General features: G+C 62.4%; 14 protein-coding genes. 9 read left to right on the forward strand and 5 right to left on the reverse strand.

Going from position 1 to position 15927, the window contains the following annotated elements:
• Nucleotides 1-79: 79 nt before the first annotated feature.
• Nucleotides 80-1156 (reverse strand): ABC transporter ATP-binding protein, encoded by a 1077-nt coding sequence (locus BUA94_RS20575; protein ID WP_073015389.1) that lies wholly within the window; start codon nt 1154-1156, stop codon nt 80-82.
• Nucleotides 1157-1311: 155 nt separating this feature from the next.
• Between BUA94_RS20575 and BUA94_RS20580 the strand changes: the two genes are divergently transcribed.
• The 7 genes from BUA94_RS20580 (at nt 1312) to BUA94_RS20610 (ending at nt 7988) form a co-directional block, all read left to right on the forward strand.
• Nucleotides 1312-2001 (forward strand): GntR family transcriptional regulator, encoded by a 690-nt coding sequence (locus BUA94_RS20580; protein ID WP_073015265.1) that lies wholly within the window; start codon nt 1312-1314, stop codon nt 1999-2001.
• Complete coding sequence (locus BUA94_RS20585; protein ID WP_073015266.1) at nt 1998-2996, forward strand: alpha/beta hydrolase; 999 nt, start codon at nt 1998-2000, stop codon at nt 2994-2996. Before BUA94_RS20580 ends, BUA94_RS20585 begins: the two co-directional genes overlap by 4 nt.
• Before the next feature lie 30 nt (nt 2997-3026).
• The gene (locus BUA94_RS20590) at nt 3027-4226 is read left to right on the forward strand and encodes an ABC transporter substrate-binding protein (protein WP_073015267.1); all 1200 of its coding nucleotides are present in this window, start codon (nt 3027-3029) and stop codon (nt 4224-4226) included.
• A gap of 97 nt (nt 4227-4323) precedes the next feature.
• Nucleotides 4324-5247 (forward strand): carbohydrate ABC transporter permease, encoded by a 924-nt coding sequence (locus BUA94_RS20595; RefSeq protein ID WP_084082161.1) that lies wholly within the window; start codon nt 4324-4326, stop codon nt 5245-5247.
• Complete coding sequence (locus BUA94_RS20600) at nt 5244-6077, forward strand: carbohydrate ABC transporter permease (RefSeq protein WP_073015268.1); 834 nt, start codon at nt 5244-5246, stop codon at nt 6075-6077. The genes BUA94_RS20595 and BUA94_RS20600 overlap by 4 nt, the downstream gene beginning before the upstream one ends.
• Nucleotides 6078-6114: 37 nt before the next feature.
• On the forward strand, nt 6115-6996 hold the full coding sequence (locus tag BUA94_RS20605; protein ID WP_073015269.1) for a sugar phosphate isomerase/epimerase family protein: 882 nt from the start codon (nt 6115-6117) through the stop codon (nt 6994-6996).
• Nucleotides 6993-7988: a Gfo/Idh/MocA family protein gene (locus BUA94_RS20610; protein WP_073015270.1), complete on the forward strand. Its 996-nt coding sequence runs from the start codon at nt 6993-6995 to the stop codon at nt 7986-7988. Before BUA94_RS20605 ends, BUA94_RS20610 begins: the two co-directional genes overlap by 4 nt.
• Before the next feature lie 57 nt (nt 7989-8045).
• Here the strand turns inward: BUA94_RS20610 and rtcR are convergent, their stop codons facing one another.
• Nucleotides 8046-9665, reverse strand: a complete 1620-nt coding sequence (gene rtcR / locus BUA94_RS20615; protein ID WP_073015271.1) for an RNA repair transcriptional activator RtcR — start codon at nt 9663-9665, stop codon at nt 8046-8048.
• A 209-nt stretch (nt 9666-9874) separates the two neighbouring features.
• Between rtcR and BUA94_RS20620 the strand changes: the two genes are divergently transcribed.
• The gene (locus tag BUA94_RS20620; protein ID WP_073015272.1) at nt 9875-11428 is read left to right on the forward strand and encodes an RNA-binding protein; all 1554 of its coding nucleotides are present in this window, start codon (nt 9875-9877) and stop codon (nt 11426-11428) included.
• A gap of 531 nt (nt 11429-11959) precedes the next feature.
• On the forward strand, nt 11960-13378 hold the full coding sequence (locus BUA94_RS20625) for an RtcB family protein (protein WP_073015273.1): 1419 nt from the start codon (nt 11960-11962) through the stop codon (nt 13376-13378).
• Nucleotides 13379-13585: 207 nt separating this feature from the next.
• Here BUA94_RS20625 and BUA94_RS20630 read toward each other — a convergent pair whose 3' ends face one another.
• The 3 genes from BUA94_RS20630 to BUA94_RS20640 are packed head-to-tail and all read right to left on the reverse strand — an operon-like array spanning nt 13586 to nt 15926.
• Complete coding sequence (locus tag BUA94_RS20630) at nt 13586-14302, reverse strand: ABC transporter ATP-binding protein (protein ID WP_073015274.1); 717 nt, start codon at nt 14300-14302, stop codon at nt 13586-13588.
• The gene (locus tag BUA94_RS20635) at nt 14299-15087 is read right to left on the reverse strand and encodes an ABC transporter ATP-binding protein (protein ID WP_073015275.1); all 789 of its coding nucleotides are present in this window, start codon (nt 15085-15087) and stop codon (nt 14299-14301) included. Before BUA94_RS20635 ends, BUA94_RS20630 begins: the two co-directional genes overlap by 4 nt.
• On the reverse strand, nt 15084-15926 hold the full coding sequence (locus tag BUA94_RS20640) for a branched-chain amino acid ABC transporter permease (protein WP_073015276.1): 843 nt from the start codon (nt 15924-15926) through the stop codon (nt 15084-15086). Before BUA94_RS20640 ends, BUA94_RS20635 begins: the two co-directional genes overlap by 4 nt.
• Between the last annotated feature and the right edge of the window lies 1 nt (nt 15927).

The following is a 15927-nucleotide window of genomic DNA, read 5'->3' on the forward strand; positions in this document are numbered from 1 at the left end:
TCATCCTGAGGAGCCCGGCCAATGCCGGGCGTCTCGAAGGATGGGCGGCTGGCTGAAAACTGGCCGCCACCAGACCAGATCAGGCGTTCAGGCGGCGGCCGGAGGTCTTGTCGAAGAGATGGATGGCAATCGGGTCGCCAGCGAGGTGGATCTGATCGCCGACGGTGACGTCCGCATTGCGGTCAATCTCGACGGAGAACATCTGGCCATTGCCGACCTCGACATAGAGAAAGGTCTGGCTGCCGAGCCGCTCGGCGACGGAAATCTCGCCCTTGAACCAGGCGTCTTCCGCAGCGCAGGGCGTCAGATCGTTCGGGCGGATGCCGAAGGTGACCTCCCCTTGTGGCAGGCCCGTCCCGTCCAGGCGGAAGGTGGAGCCGAGCGCGGTGACTGCCGTGCCGCCCGCGCCGTCCGGCTGGATCTCGGCGGCGACCGTGTTCATGGTCGGGCTGCCGATGAAGCGGGCGACGAACAGGCTGGCGGGCTTGTGATAGAGGTCGAGCGGGGCGCCGATCTGCTCGATCACGCCGCCGTTCATGACCACGATCCGGTCGGCGAGAGTCATGGCCTCGACCTGATCGTGGGTGACGTAGACGGTGGTCGCCTTCATCCGTTTGTGCAGCTTGGCGATTTCGAGACGCATCTCGACCCGCAGGGCCGCATCCAGGTTGGACAGGGGCTCATCGAACAGGAAGGCGGCAGGCTCGCGCACGATGGCGCGGCCCATGGCGACACGCTGGCGCTGGCCGCCGGAAAGCTGGGCCGGGCGCCGGTCGAGATAAGGCTGGATCTTCAGGATCTCGGCCGCATTGGCGACCCGGCTGTCGATGGCTGACGTGTCCGATCCGCGCATCTTGAGACCGAAGGCCATGTTCTCGCGCACGCTCATATGCGGGTAGAGCGCATAGTCCTGGAACACCATGGCGATGTTGCGCTCGGAGGGCGGCAGCGCATTGACCACCTGCCCCGAAATTTCCAGTTCGCCGCCGCTGATCTCCTCCAGACCGGCGATCATCCTGAGCAGCGTGGACTTGCCGCAGCCGGAGGGACCGACGAGCACCAGAAATTCCCCGCTCTCGATCTCGACATCCACCCCATGGATCACCTGAAGGGATCCGTAGGTCTTGCGGAGCTGCCGCAAAGAAATCGCGCTCAAATCATGTCCTCCCTTTGAAAGTCCGGTCAGGCTTTGCGGCTCTGCAGCGTCTGGTCCAGCGTCTCTTGCTGCAAATTCCGGCTTGACCATCATTATCAATATCATTATCGATAATGAACCTAACGCGTCAAGCGGATATGCGGAAAGCGAGTGCGATGTCGTATTTTTCAGAGCGGACCACAGGAAAGACGATCGCCGCCAAGCCGGCCAAGTCGGCGGCGGCCTTCAGTGCTCTGAAGCGGGAGATCATGCTGGGGCTTCTGCCCGCCGGTACCGTACTGACCGAACTGGAGCTGGCCAATCACTTCGGCTGCAGCCAGGGCACCGTGCGCGAGGCGCTGCTGCAGCTTCAGGAAGAAGGTCTTGTCCTGCGCAAGGCGCACCGGGGCACGCAGGTGTCCGAATGCACCGAGGCGGAAGCCATCGAGATGTTCAAGGTTCGCCAGCAGATCGAATGCAGCGGCATCATCCGGGCCCTGTCCCGCCCCAGCCGTTCGCTCGTTGGCGACCTGAACGACCTGCTGGGCGAGATGATCGCAGCTGCAAAGGCGGATGACGAACTGGAGCTGGCGGCTCATGATCGGGAGTTTCACCGGCGCATCTTCCACGATGCGGATCTGCCTGCGCTGGACCCCATCCTGCACAGGTGCCTGATCCACAATCACCGTTTCAAGATCCTGCGCAGCAGCACGCCGCGCGATCTCGTGGCCACCGCAGAACGTCACCGCTCGATCATCGACGCCATCGAGGAGCAGGACCTGTTCCGCGCCAGCCAGGCTCTGCGCCACCATATCGCGACCATTGTCGATCTCGGCCCGGATGTCTTCGTGGAGCCGGCGCAATGAGCGCTCCGGATATTCAAGCGGAAGCCCGGCTGCCGGCGGAACTGGCGCCCGAGATGGCGGCGCTGATGGCCCGCGTGGTGGCCGAAGATGGCCCACAGCCCGACCCGACGACGCTCGCGCCTGCGCAAGGGCGCGACCTGAGCGAGCGGTCCAACAGGCGCTGGAACCAGGATCTGCCTGCCATTGCCACCCGCAGCACGGTTCACCTTACCGCCGATGCGTCTCTCGGCAGCATTGCCTGCCGGATGGAGGTGATCGTGCCGGAGGCCGCCGCGCCAGGAGCAATCCTGTTCGTTCACGGCGGCGGCTTTGCCTTCTGCAGCCCGCAAACCCACGAGCGCTGCGCCCGTCTTCTGGCGATCGAGAGCGGCTTGCCGGTTCTGGTGCCAGACTACCGGCTCGCGCCGGAGCATCCCTACCCCGCCGGGCTGATGGATTGCATCGCCGCCTTCCGCCAGGCCTTCGAGGCCTCGGCAAGTGCTGGCGTGAAGCCAGGCCCCTTGCTGGTCGCGGGCGATTCCGCCGGGGCCAATCTGGCGCTTTCGGTTCTGCTCCATGAACAGGCCGCCGGAAAGCCGGGTGCCGCAGGCGCATTGCTTTTCTACGGCACCTTCGACCGGGATTTCGGCACCCCGTCCTACCGGCAATTCGCGGAAGGCCCGGGCCTGACCCGGGGCAAGATGCAGCGCTACTGGACCTGGTATGCGGGTCCGGACGATCAGACGCAGGATGTGCTGGCCTGTCCGCTTCAGGCCACGGATGCGGCCCTGGGCGCTTTGCCGCCCATGCATCTGATGGCGGCAGGCGTCGATCCGCTGCTGTCGGACAGCATCAATCTGGCCGCCCGGCTGGAAGCGGTCGGCCGGCCTGAACGGCTGACGATCGTGCCGGGCGTCACTCACGGATTTTTACAGAACACCATCGACCTGGAGGCGGCACGGGAGGCGCTCCGCCGCGCAGGCATGGATGCAAGACGGATGGCCGCCAAAGACTAGCTGTCCGCTGAACCTGAGGAGGAGGAGTTCATGACTTTCTTGAAGACACTGGCAACGGGTGTCGCCTTTTCGGCGATGCTTGCCGCAGGCGCTGCAAACGCCGAAACCGTGCGGTTCTGGTACCACTTCGACAACCCGGAAAACCCGATGGAGGATCTGGTCAAGAAATTCGAGGCTGCCAATCCTGGCATCGAGATCCAGGCCGAGAACGTGCCGTGGAACAGCTATTACGACACGCTCTACACCTCGCTGATCGGCGGCAATGCGCCCGATGCGGCCATGGTCAAGCTGTTCGCCCAGCCCCGGCTGATGGAAATGGGCGCTCTGGAGCCGATCGGCGAGCGGATCGACGCCTGGGCCGGCAAGGCGGATCTGCTCGACAATCTGCTGAACCTGACCAAGGCCTCGGACGGTAACCAGTATTATCTGCCGATCCAGTATGTGGTGCTTTACCTCTACTATCGCGCCGACCTCTTCAACGAGGCAGGCCTCAAGCCGCCGGCAACCTGCGAAGACTTCCGCGATGCGGCCATCAAGCTGACCAAGGCACCGGACATCTACGGCTTCGGCCTGCGCGGCGGCAAGGGCGGCTGGGACCAGTGGGGCGCCTTCGTGCTCTCCCAGGGCGCCGAGCTGAAGAAGGGCGGCTTGACCAGCGACAAGGCGGTTGCCGCCAACCAGTGGCTGATCGACCTCTACCAGAAGGACAAGGTCATTCCGCCGTCTGCGCCGAACGACGGCTTCCAGGAAATCACCGGTGCGTTCAAGAGCGGCAAGACCGCCATGACCATCCACCACATCGGTTCGTCCAAGAGCATGGTCGATGCGCTTGGCGACAAGGTGTCCGCCGTTCCGGTGCCCGAATGCGGCGGGGGCCGCTGGACATCCTATGGCGATGAATCCCTGGCCGTCTTCTCCGCATCCGAGGTCAAGGACGCGGCGTGGAAGTGGATCTCCTTCCTCGCGGAAGGCGAGAACAACGTGGAGTTCAACAAGGCCACCGGTCAGATGACCGTGACCAAGAGCGGTTCGGAAAACTGGACCCTGCATGAGCGCCGCTTCGTCGACGCGACCGTCGCCTCCCTGCCCTTCGCTCATGTGCTGCCGCAGACCCCGGCAACTTCCGAGTTCGTGAACACGGCCTGGCAGATCGGCATGCAGCAGGCCCTGACAGGTCAGGTGACCTCGAAGGAAATGATGGAACAGCTCGAAGGCCTGTTCGACCAGTAAGCCCCTCCCCCGGGTCTTACCCCATCGAAGACCCCTGCCCGAAGCGGCGCCTCAGCGCTGCCGCTTCGGGACCCTTTTCCCCTATCAGGCCGGACCCATGCTGACGACCGCCAAGACACTTTCACCGGGCACGAAGATCAGCCCGCCTCTTTCGGCAAGGCTCATGCCCTATGCGCTTTTGGCGCCTGCCTTCGTGGTGACGCTGTTCATCGTGTTCTTTCCCATGGTGCAGGCTGTCTACACCAGCTTCTTCGACCTGATCCTGTGGAAGCCAAATGCCAGCCGCTTTGTCGGGTTCGGCAATTACATCAAGCTGTTCGGCGACAAGGTCTTCTGGATCTCGCTCGGCCACACGGCGCTGTGGATCGGTCTGACCGTGCCGCTTCAGATGGCGCTCGGCCTGGTCACCGCCCTGCTGCTCAACCGGGAATTTCCCTGGCGCGGCCTGGCCCGTGCGATGATCATTATTCCCTGGGCACTGCCGAGTGTCGTGATCGCGCTGATGTGGCGGTGGATCTATGACCCGAACACCGGCGTCCTGAACGACATCCTGATCTATCTCTCCGTCGTGCAGCAGGCCGTGCCCTGGCTCGCCGATCCCGATCTGGCCCTTTACGCCATCATCGCCACCTTGACCTGGCAGGGCTTCCCCTTCTTTGCCGTCATGATCCTGGCCGGACTTCAGGGCATCCCGAAGAGCCAGTATGAGGCCGCCTCCATCGACGGCGCCTCGTCCTGGCGGCAGTTCCTGCACATCACCCTGCCCGGCATCGCGCCGGTGCTGGGAACGGCCGGGCTGCTCCGGGTCATATGGGTCGCCAATTCCATGGACGTGATCTTCGTCATGACCGGTGGCGGGCCGGGCTATGCCACCCACACCCTGCCGCTCTATGCCTTCGTCAAGGCGCGGCAGAACCTGGACTTCGGCTATGGCACCTCCATCGCCGTCACCTTCACCATCCTGCTCGGCGCCGTGGTGGCTCTCTATCTGGTGCGCACCATGCGGGAGGTCGAAAGATGACCAAGCCCTCGACCCTGCGCCGCATCATGACCACCGACCTGCCGGTGCTGCTGATCGTGCTCTTCGCCATGGGCCCCTTTGCCTGGATCATTCTGACCTCGCTGACCCCGAGCCGGGTTCTGGATGCCACCGGTGTATCCCTCTCGCCCTCCGGCTGGAGCCTGGACAATTACGCCCGCCTGCTGCGCCAGACCTCGTTTCTCGGCAACATGCTGGACAGTCTGATCATCGCCGGGGGCACGGTGGTGCTGGGCCTGGTGGTCTCGGTCACGGCGGCCTATGCCTTCTCGCGGTTCCGCTTTGCCGGCCGCAAGCTGTTCATGCTGCAGTTCCTGCTGATCAACATGTTCCCGGTGGTGCTCCTGATCCTGCCCCTGTTCATGGTGATGCGGAAGGCCGGCATTCTGGACACCCATTTCGGGCTGATCCTCGCCAATTCCACGGTCGCCATCCCCTTCGCGGTCTGGATGCTGACCAGCTACATCGGCGCCATCCCGAAGAGCCTGGACGAGGCGGCCATGATCGACGGCTGCTCCCGCCTGACGGCCCTGCGACGGGTGGTTCTGCCTCTCACCATGCCGGGCATCATCTCCACCGGCATCTACATCTTCATCACGGCCTGGAACGAATATCTCTACGCCCTGACCCTGGGCGGACGGAACGTGCGCCCGGTGACCGTGGCGATCCAGACCCTCATCGGCGAGTACCAGATCGAATGGGGCCTGCTTGCCGCAGGCGCCGTCGTCGGGGCCATGCCCGCCACCCTGCTTTTCCTGATCGTTCAGCGCCGGCTGATCGGCGGCCTGACCCAGGGCGCCGTCAAGGGCTGATGCGGACCGGCATTTCGAGAAGAAAGAAGGACCTGAAATGAACCCCGTCGGGTTGATATCAATGCAATATGCAAGGCCGTTCACCGCCGAGCATTTCCCCCTGTTCAAGACCATGAAGGATCTTGGATACGACTTCGTCGAGCTGCTGGTTCCAGAACCCGGCGAGATCGATGCGGCAGAGGCCCGCAAGGCACTGGACGACGCTGGTCTCGGCGTGGTGCTGGCCGCCCGGGTCAATCTGGAGCGCAACCTGTCCTCCGACGATCCGGCCTGCCACCGCAAGGGCATCGACTACCTGAAATATGCGGCCGACAGCGCCAAGGCCCTTGGCGCCACCATCGTCGGCGGCCCGCTGACCGGCAATCCGCTGGTCTTCGCGGGCCGGGCGCCCAAGCCGGTGGAAGAGGCCGAGCGCCTGGCCCGCAAGCAGCGCTGTGTCGATGGCCTGAAGGAAGCCGGCGACTATGCGGAAAAGCTCGGCATCCTGCTCGCGGTCGAGCCGCTCAACCGCTTTGAAAGCGACGTGCTCTGCACCACCCAGCAGGCCATGGAGCTGTTGGAAGCGGTCGATCATCCCGCGGTGAAGCTGATGCTCGACACGTTCCACATGCATATGGAAGAGGCCAATCTGGCCGAGGCGATCCGGCTCGGCGGCAGGCATCTGGTGCATTTCCAGGCCAACGAGAACCACCGCGGCTTTCCCGGCACCGGCGCCACCGACTGGGTGGAAGTGTTCCGCGCCCTGCACGAGGTCGGCTACACCGGCCCGGTCTCGCTCGAACCCTTCCGCCGCAACGACGACCGCTTCGGCGTGCCCTTTGCCCAGTGGCGCGCCCCGCACGAGGACGAAAGCGCCCGGCTCAAGGCCAGCGCCGACTTCATCAAGTCTCACATCATGCTGACGGACTATCGCAGATGACCCTGAAAATCGGCTGGATCGGGTGCGGCGTTCACGCAACCCAGATGCTTCTTCCCCAACTGGTGCGCCACGATGTGGAACTGGTGGCGCTTTGTGATATCGACGCGGAGCGGCTGAAGACCGCCGGACGCCAGTTCGGCGTCCGCACCCTGACCACCAGCGCCGAGGAGCTGATCGCGACGCCAGGCCTGGATGCGGTCGGCATGGCCGTCGGGCCGGACCAGCATCTGGCCTTCGGCAAGGCTGCCCTTGAACGTGGCCTGCCCGTCTTCATGGAAAAGCCGCCGTCGGGCAGTGCCGCCGGGGCGCGGGAATTGCTGGCCGCCTCGGAAAAGGCGAAGAAGCCGCTGCTGGTCGGCTTCATGAAGCGCTATTCGGCGGGCAACAAGATTGCCGCCAACATCCTGCGCTCCGGCCGTTTCGGCGATGTGCTGGGGCTGACCGGCTACTACATGACCGCGCCCGGCTATTTTGCCGGCAACGTCGACTATACCGGCTTCTTCCTGCACCACTGCGTCCACTACATGGACCTGGTGTCCTTCCTGGTCTCGCCGGTGACGAAGCTGACCGCCCGCAAGGTGGAAAAGGCGCCGGGCCGGGTGCTGTTCCACATCAACTTCGACTTTGAATGCGGCGCCATCGGCACCATCGCCATGGGCACGGTCCAGTCTCGCGGCGCTCCGGTGGAGCGGATCGAGGTGATGGGCGATCATCAGCGCATCGAGGTCGACAATGTCATCGAGGTCCGCTGGAACCGGAACCCGCCCTTCAAAGTGGACGATCCGAAGGCCATTCTGGCCGATGACGTGGACAGCCTGACCTGGAAGCCGAATTTCACGGCGGCGGCCAACGAGGACCCGAAGGGCTATCATTCGCTGCTGGCCGATGTGGTCCCCGCGCTTCAGGGCAAGGAAACCCCTGCCCCCACCATCGCTGACGGCGTCATCGCCATGGACCGCCTGGAAACCCTCCGCCGCGAACTCGGCATCTGAAAACCCCTCCGCACCGCCGTCTCCAAAGTACAGCGGTGCGGGGGATGCGGCCTAGGACTATCGGCCTTCTAGCCTGTATCGCTGGTGGATGTCCTCGAACTTCAGGTCGAAGCGCGCAAGGTATTTGCTGAGCCGATCGGCATCGTTGCTGCTCTTCTTGTTGAGCCGGGACATGGCAAACAAGGCGCGCCCGGCGGAACTGGCGCTGGAATGCTCGCAGCAAACGTCCAGAACTGTTGTCAGCTGGGCCAGATCAAAGAGATCGAGAGAAGCTGCGGCCTCTTCTCCCAGAACCGCTCTGACGATCTGGGCGGGATCATTATCCGCCTGCGATCCCCAGGCGCGCTTCAGGCGGGAAATCTCATCCGACACGACCTCGATGGTGATCCGGCCCTGAGGGGCAAGGGTCGCCATGCGGGTGACAGAGGCAGACAGGTCTCTGAAATTTGCAGACCAGATCGCGTCAGGAGCGACTGCAAACTTCAGGAACGTTTCTTTTGCCTCCTTGTTGAATGTGATGTTCTGGCCTTCCCGCTCCAGGAAGCGCTGGAGTTCGAAGTCCAGATTGGGGGCGATGTCTTCCCGTCTCTCCCGGAGCGCAGGCAACTCGAACGTCCAGAGGTTCAGGCGCGCAAAAAGATCCTCCCGGAACCGCCCGGCCTTCACCTCGTCCCGAAGGTCACGATTGGTGCCGGCCAGCAATTGGAAATCTGCGGACACCTCCTTGTCGGAGCCGACGGGGAGAAACCGCTTTTCCTCGATGGCGCGCAGGCACATGGCTTGCTCGTCCAGTCCGAGCTCACCAATTTCATCGAGGAACAGGACGCCTTTATCCGCGGACTTGAGGAGACCGGCCCGTTCAACCGAGGCGCCGGTGAAGGCCCCGCGTGTATGACCGAACAGGGCGGACATTGCCTGATCGCCGCGCAGCGTTGCGCAGTTTACCTCGACAAACGGACCGCTCACCTTCCGCTGCGACTTTTTCAGCTCGTAGATCCGTTTTGCCAGCTGGGATTTTCCGGCACCTGTGGGGCCGGTCAGGAGAAGGGGGGCCGTCGAACGCATCGCGACGCGCTCGATTTCATCGATCATGCGATTGAAGGTCGTGTTGCGGGTTGAAATTCCAGACTTGAGAAACGAAGTGGCCTCGGCGCGTTCTGAGGCAAAACGCGTGGCGATCTCATCATAGCGCGACAGGTCCAGATCGATGATCGTATGCGTGCCGGCATAGTCACTTTCCGGCTCCCTATCCCTTGGCGGGGAAAGCTGCAGCAAGCGGCCCGGGATGATCCGGGCCTCTGTCAGAAGAAACCAGCAGATCTGGGCGACATGCGTTCCGGTCGTGATGTTGACCAGATATTCTTCTTCATCGGGATCAAAATCATAGGCCCGGGCAAAGTCCCGGAGCTTGGTGTAAACCTCTGAAAAATCCCAGGGATCAACGAGATTGAGGATGGTGCTCCGGACCTTCGTCGCCGGAGAGACGGTTTCTATATCCTTCGAAATGGTGGCCGCGAGGCGGTCGAACTGAATGCTATGGATGAGCTCAATGCGATCAATGAACAGGCCAGCCTGCTGTCCGAGACTGACGTTGGGCCGCCACCGTTTCCACCGGTCACCCCTATGACCCATGTCGAGCTTTGTGCCGAGAATGCTGATCGCGACCCTGCGCTTCATGACTTATCCAATCATATAAATCTTATACATTCTTATAATTATTTTCTCTGATTGTAAAGTCTCTCATCATGGCTCCAGAGTTGATGGAAAAAATTTAAGTCAATTATATCAATGGATTAAAAGTTTCTTGAGAGGCATTTTCCCACTTCCAGTCAAACTGGCACGATGCTTGAAATAGATATGGCAAAACCAGCAAGTGAGGTGATGCCATGGGGATCAAGGCGGTCTTCAAGACCTACTTCGGCAAGTTGCCGAAGGGCACGGATGACGTAAATCGGACTGGCGCTGCGGCTTACGCGCTCACTGCACGTGAAGCCCTGGCGCAATACGCGGTCACCGGCACGTTCAATGACACCTATTATGCAGGTGGCGGGGAGCAGCTGGAAGAGGTCATCAAGCGCGCCGCTGAAGTGGAACCGGAATTTCTCGCAAAGCTTGCGATCTATGCCGCTGAAAAGGGGCACATGAAAGACATGCCGGTCATGTTGCTGGCCATCCTTTCCAGCCTGGAAAGCGATGCATTTTCACGTGCGTTTCCACGGGTCGTGAAAAGCGGCAAGATGATGCGTGGCTTTGTTCAAGTCATGCGGTCGGGCGTCACAGGCCGGAAGTCGCTCGGCACTCGGCCGAAGAAGATGGTGCAGGCCTGGCTTGAGAGCCGGACCGTTCCGCAGCTGCTGAACGCGATGGTCGGCAATGACCCGTCGCTGCGGGATGTGATCCGCATGGTGCACCCGAAGCCGAAGGATGCGGCGAGGGCTGCCTTCTATGCCTGGGCACTTGGAAAGCCCTATGACGTTTCGGCGCTTCCCGAGGAAGTGGCAGCGTTCGAGGCCTTCAAGCGTGACACCAGCAGGCCTTTGCCCGGTGTTCCGTTCCAGATGCTGACCTCACTGCAGATGACGGCTCAGCAATGGGCGGAGATTGCCCTCACGGGCTCCTGGCAGATGGTTCGTCAGAACCTCAACACATTTGCCCGCAATGGCGTCTTCGAGATTGAAGGAATGACACAGAAACTGGCCCGCCGGATCGCGGATCCCGAGGAAATACGCAGGTCCAGAGTGCTTCCCTACCAGCTGATGGTTGCCTGGGAAAACACCTCGGAACTGGTGCCGCAGGAGATCGGCGACGCCTTGCAGCAGGCCATGGAGATAGCGGTCGCCAGCGTGCCCCAGTTCGAAGGCAATGTTGTCGTGTGCCCGGATGTCTCGGGCTCGATGAGCTCGCCAGTCACGGGCTTCCTCGGCACGGCGACTTCGAAGGTCCGCTGTGTCGAGATCGCGGCCCTGGTCTCGGCGGCCTTCTTGCGCCGGAACCGTTCGACGCGTGTTCTGCCGTTCGAGGTCGAGGTTGTTCCGGTGTCTTTGGACCCGAGCGAAAGCATCATGGCCAATGCCGCCAAGCTGGCGGCCGTGTGTGGCGGCGGAACCAACTGCTCCGCTCCCCTGCGGCAGCTGGCGGATGAAAAGGCCCGCGTCGACCTGGTGGTCATGGTGTCGGACAACCAGTCCTGGGTAGATGCCGGCCAAAAGGGAAGCGTGTCAGCGGTCATGGCTGAATGGAGCAGGATCAAGAGACATAACCCCTCAGCGCGGTTGGTCTGTCTCGACATCCAGCCCTACGCGACCACGTCGGCAAGAGGAGAAAGCGTTTTGAATGTAGGAGGTTTTTCGGACTCGGTCTTTGAGATGATCGCTCTTTTTGCAAGTGGCCGGTCGAACCCGGACGCGTGGGTGCAAAGGATCGAGTCAATAGAACTGTGATATCTGCTGCGTCACGATCTGTGGCGCTGCAAATACATGACGAATGCCGGGCGGAACTACAGATTCTACATCTCCAGGTCGCAGGTTCAAATCCTGCCGGAGCGGACCTTTGCCGCTTCGTAGCTCAGCGGATAGAGCGGGTGTTCCCCCAAGCCTAGTCGTCATGACGAATTTGAAACAGCTCCTGATGAATGCAGGCAGGACTACAGGTAGAGCGCCCCGTCTGACGGGGAGGTGGATGTTCGAGCCATCCCGGGATCTGAAAGGAGACCGAAGCTCAATTTGTCCTGCCACCAATAGTCATCAGGATCGGGTACGGCGAATGCCGAACGGAAATACAGCCTCACCAAGGGTTGGTCAGATGGGTTCGACTCCCATCCTTGGCGGCGCTCTCTGGCATGGGCGGGGCCACCCGATTTCGTTCTCCCTCGTCGCCGTACCCCGATTTCATGAACACACCTATGCCTGGGCGACTCCACCGCCCGAGGAAAACCCGGAACAAGGGGAAGGACTGCAGTAGCAGGAAGTAGCATGAGCAATATCGTAAGTGGACAGGATCTGATCGACGCAGGCATGACGCAGGGCAAATGGTTTGCCCCGGCTCTCGAGGCTGCAAATGAAGTGTTGGGCGAAGGTGGCTCCATGGAAGCGGCGCTGAAGGCCGCCCTGACCCATCAGCCGGCCCCCACGGTCCCTTTGCGCGGCGAAGGTGACATTGGTATCTACTCGAACATTCTGGCGGAAAACGCCTTCGAGCAGGAAAATGTCGAGAAGGTTCATGCCTCGATGCGGGCGGTGGTCCGTACACCCGTCGTCAGGGCAGCCGCGATCATGCCCGATGCCTGCCCTGCCGGCCCGATCGGGACGATCCCCGTCGGCGGCGTGGTGGCTTCCGAGGCCATTCACCCGGGGATGCATTCTTCCGATATCTGTTGCTCGATGGCGATTTCCGTTTTCCCGTCCGTCAGCCCGAAGGCGCTCCTCGATGCAGTGCATTCGGTGACCCATTTCGGACCGGGCGGACGCGCTGCCGGACAGCAGCTGACGCCTTCCGAGGCAACCCTGAAGGCCTTCCAGGAAAATGCCTACCTGTCAGGCGCGGCCTTGACTGTTGGCGTCGAGCAGTTCGCAACCCAGGGCGATGGCAATCATTTCGCCTTCGTGGGAACAATGAAATCCACTGGCGAAACGGCTCTGGTCACCCACCACGGATCCCGCGCGCCCGGAGCACGTCTCTATGAGCGCGGGATGAAGGTCGCCAACAAGTTCCGCGAGGTTCTTTCTCCTGAGACCTATCCGGAGAATGCCTGGATTCCGGCCGATACGGAGGAAGGTGATCTCTACTGGTCTGCCCTTCAGACGATCCGTCAATGGACGAAGGAAAACCACTTCGCCATTCACGACATGGCTGCAGAAAAGCTGTCAGCGAAGGTTTCCGACCGCTTCTGGAACGAACATAACTTCGTTTTCCGGAAGTCTGACGGTCTCTTTTATCATGGCAAGGGAGCCACACCGGCATTCAACGGCTGGGCGGAGGACGCAACCGATCTGACGCTTATCCCGATGAACATGGGCGAGCCGATCCTGATCACGTGCGGTTCGAATGCGGATCACGGGCTTGGATTTGCGCCGCATGGCGCCGGCCGCAACATGTCACGAACGGCTCACATGCGGGGTCTTGCGGAAGAGTATGGTGCAGATGGTCGTGGCCTTAGCCCCAACAACATTGCCGAGATCCTGGCCAAGGAAACCAACGGCCTGGATGTCCGCTTCTACTCCGGCCATGCGGACGTTTCCGAACTGCCGAGTGCCTATAAGTCAGCCGCAAGCGTTCGCTCGCAAATCGGCCATTACGGGTTGGCAGATGTGGTTGATGAGGTGCTGCCGTTCGGAAGCATCATGGCGGGAGACTGGAAACGGGGCGCTCCCTGGCGGAAGAAGCGCCGCTAAGCCATCCAGCGGTGTCCCGTTGAGGTCTTGAAGACCTACATCGGGAACCGAAAGAAACTCCCTTGCCGCAGCGCTGGTCAACTGGCGCAGCGGCAAGGGAACTTTTTAAAGAAACACCGCACCCGCCACAGGCCCGGCCTGCCCCCCCTCCCTTGAGGGAGAGGGTTGGGGTGAGGGAGAAGACTTGGGCGAGGTTCCCCCCTGCCCTTAGTGATCGCCCAGGTAGGCGGCGATGACGCGGGGGTCGTTGACGACCTCGGCGGCGGGGCCTTCGAGGGTGATGCGGCCGCTTTCCAGCACATAGGCGTGGTCGGCGATTTCCAGGGCGGCCTGGGCATTCTGCTCGACGAGCAGGATGGTGGTGCCGTCCTGGCGCAGATCGGCGACGATCTTGAAGATCTCTTCCACGAACAGCGGCGCAAGGCCCATGCTCGGCTCATCCAGAAGCAGGAGCTTCGGGCCGCCCATCAGGGCACGGCCGAGGGCCAGCATCTGCTGCTCGCCGCCGGACAGATAGCCCGCATGCTGGGTCAGGCGCTCGCGCAGGCGCGGGAACCGGTCCAGCACCGCCTCGCGGCGGCGGCGGAAGTCTGCGCTGTCGCCCACCTGCAGGCCGCCCAGGCTCAGGTTCTCGTCCACGGTCATTTCCGCAAAGACCTGACGGCCTTCGGGCACCTGGCGGATGCCCATGCGGGCGATCTTGTGGGCCGGGGCGTTGGTGATGTCCTCGCCACAGAAGCGGATCGACCCGGCGGCGGTCTTCAGCAGGCCGGACAGGCCGCGCATGGTCGTGGTCTTGCCTGCGCCATTTGCGCCGATCAGACAGACCACCGCACCCTGGCGGACCTCAAGGTCGATGCCCTTGACGGCTTCGGTGCGGCCATAGCTCAGCCGCAGGCCGGAGACAGAGAGAAAGTCGCTCATGCCGACGCCTCCTTCAGCAGCCGCTCGGCAACCTTGGGGCCGAGATAGGCTTCGATAACGGCGGAATTGCTACGGATCTCGGCGGGCTCACCCTCGGCAATCACCTTGCCGAAGTTCAGAACCGTGATCTGGTCGCACAGGTCCATGACGAAGCGCATGTCATGTTCCACCAGAAGCAGGGTGATGCCGCGCTCGTTGAGCTTCTTCAACAGCACCGCCAGATCCTGGGTTTCCAGCGGGTTCATGCCGGCGGCCGGTTCGTCCAGGAGCAGGATCTTCGGATCGCTGGCGAGCGCCCGGGCAATTTCCAGCCGCCGCTGCTCGCCATAGGCAAGGCTGGCCGAGCGGGTCAAGGCCTTGTCGGCAAGACCGACCAGCTCCAGAAGCTCCGCAGCCTTGGCCTTGGCCTGCTTTTCCTCGGCCCCCGCAAAGGGAACGAGCGTGCGCCAGAAGGGTGTGTGCAGCTGGATATGCATGCCGGTCAGCACGTTTTCGATCACCGTCATCTCGGAAAAGAGACGGATGTTCTGGAACGTGCGCGCCATGCCGAGCTGGGTGCGGGCATAGGGCGGCAGGGCCGAAATGTCCTTGCCGTTCAGGCTCACCGTGCCGGACGTGGGTTCCAGCAGCCCGGAGATCAGGTTGAACAGGGTCGTCTTGCCGGCGCCGTTCGGGCCGATGATGCCATGCACCTTTCCGGCGGTCACGTCGAAGCTGGCATCGCGGATCGCATGGACGCCCCGGAACGACTTGGACAGGCTGTCGACAGTCAGAAGCGTGGTCATGCGGATCTCCTCAGGCGGAGCGGCAGGACACCACGGGGCAGGAAGAGAATTGCCACGACGATGATCATTCCGTTGATGACAAGGCGGAAGTCCGCCAGGGGCCGGAGCACTTCCGGCAGGGCGGTCAGGACCAGGGCGCCCAGAACCGGCGCCAGGGGCGTTCCGATGCCGCCCAGCAGCGCGAAGCTGAGGATGGTGACCGCGGTTTCGAAGCCATATTCATTCGGGCCGATGAAGCTGCTGGAATGGGCCGCCAGGCAGCCGGCGATCCCGGCCAGCATGGCGGAGACAATCAGGGCGCCGAGCTTGTAGACAGGCACGTTGATACCCATCACGCCGGCGGCGACCTCGTCCTCGCGCATGGCTTCCATGGCCCGGCCGATCCGCGAGCGTCCAACCGCCCAGAACATGATCAGTGCAATCAGCAGCAGGGCATAGATCAGGCTGACACTGGCCTTCATCGGAATGCCCGACAGGCCGAGTGCCCCGCCGGTGAGGCTTTCGAAGTTGATGTAGATGACGCGCAGAACCTCGCCCAGACCCACGGTCGAGATGGCAAGATAGACGCCGCTGAGGCGCAGGGTCGGTCCGCCGATCAGCAGCGCAATCAGCGCCGGCACGAAGGCCGATGCCGGCAGCACCACATAGAAGGGCAGGCCCAGCTTGAGGGTCAGCAGCGCGCCCGTGTAGGCGCCAAGGCCCATGAAGGCGGCCTGACCGAGGGACAGCTGCCCGACGGCCATGACGCAATACATGGACAGGGCCAAAAGGCCATGCACGCCGATGCCATGGATCAGCGTCTCATAGGTGAAGAAGAAATCGTCCAGCCATTCAGCCATG

It is taken from the genome of Roseibium suaedae (assembly GCF_900142725.1).
GTDB classification, from domain to species: Bacteria; Pseudomonadota; Alphaproteobacteria; order Rhizobiales; family Stappiaceae; genus Roseibium; species Roseibium suaedae.

What these genes read in the sequence shown, in the direction of transcription:
- BUA94_RS20625 (WP_073015273.1), top strand. Translation starts at nt 11,960, where the DNA reads ATGAGCAATATCGTAAGTGGACAGGATCTGATCGACGCAGGCATGACG.
- BUA94_RS20620 (WP_073015272.1), top strand. Translation starts at nt 9,875, where the DNA reads ATGGGGATCAAGGCGGTCTTCAAGACCTACTTCGGCAAGTTGCCGAAG.
- BUA94_RS20610 (WP_073015270.1), top strand. Translation starts at nt 6,993, where the DNA reads ATGACCCTGAAAATCGGCTGGATCGGGTGCGGCGTTCACGCAACCCAG.
- BUA94_RS20640 (WP_073015276.1), bottom strand. Translation starts at nt 15,926, where the DNA reads ATGGCTGAATGGCTGGACGATTTCTTCTTCACCTATGAGACGCTGATC.
- BUA94_RS20580 (WP_073015265.1), top strand. Translation starts at nt 1,312, where the DNA reads ATGTCGTATTTTTCAGAGCGGACCACAGGAAAGACGATCGCCGCCAAG.
- BUA94_RS20600 (WP_073015268.1), top strand. Translation starts at nt 5,244, where the DNA reads ATGACCAAGCCCTCGACCCTGCGCCGCATCATGACCACCGACCTGCCG.
- rtcR (WP_073015271.1), bottom strand. Translation starts at nt 9,665, where the DNA reads ATGAAGCGCAGGGTCGCGATCAGCATTCTCGGCACAAAGCTCGACATG.
- BUA94_RS20635 (WP_073015275.1), bottom strand. Translation starts at nt 15,087, where the DNA reads ATGACCACGCTTCTGACTGTCGACAGCCTGTCCAAGTCGTTCCGGGGC.
- BUA94_RS20585 (WP_073015266.1), top strand. Translation starts at nt 1,998, where the DNA reads ATGAGCGCTCCGGATATTCAAGCGGAAGCCCGGCTGCCGGCGGAACTG.
- BUA94_RS20605 (WP_073015269.1), top strand. Translation starts at nt 6,115, where the DNA reads ATGAACCCCGTCGGGTTGATATCAATGCAATATGCAAGGCCGTTCACC.
- BUA94_RS20590 (WP_073015267.1), top strand. Translation starts at nt 3,027, where the DNA reads ATGACTTTCTTGAAGACACTGGCAACGGGTGTCGCCTTTTCGGCGATG.
- BUA94_RS20595 (WP_084082161.1), top strand. Translation starts at nt 4,324, where the DNA reads ATGCTGACGACCGCCAAGACACTTTCACCGGGCACGAAGATCAGCCCG.
- BUA94_RS20630 (WP_073015274.1), bottom strand. Translation starts at nt 14,302, where the DNA reads ATGAGCGACTTTCTCTCTGTCTCCGGCCTGCGGCTGAGCTATGGCCGC.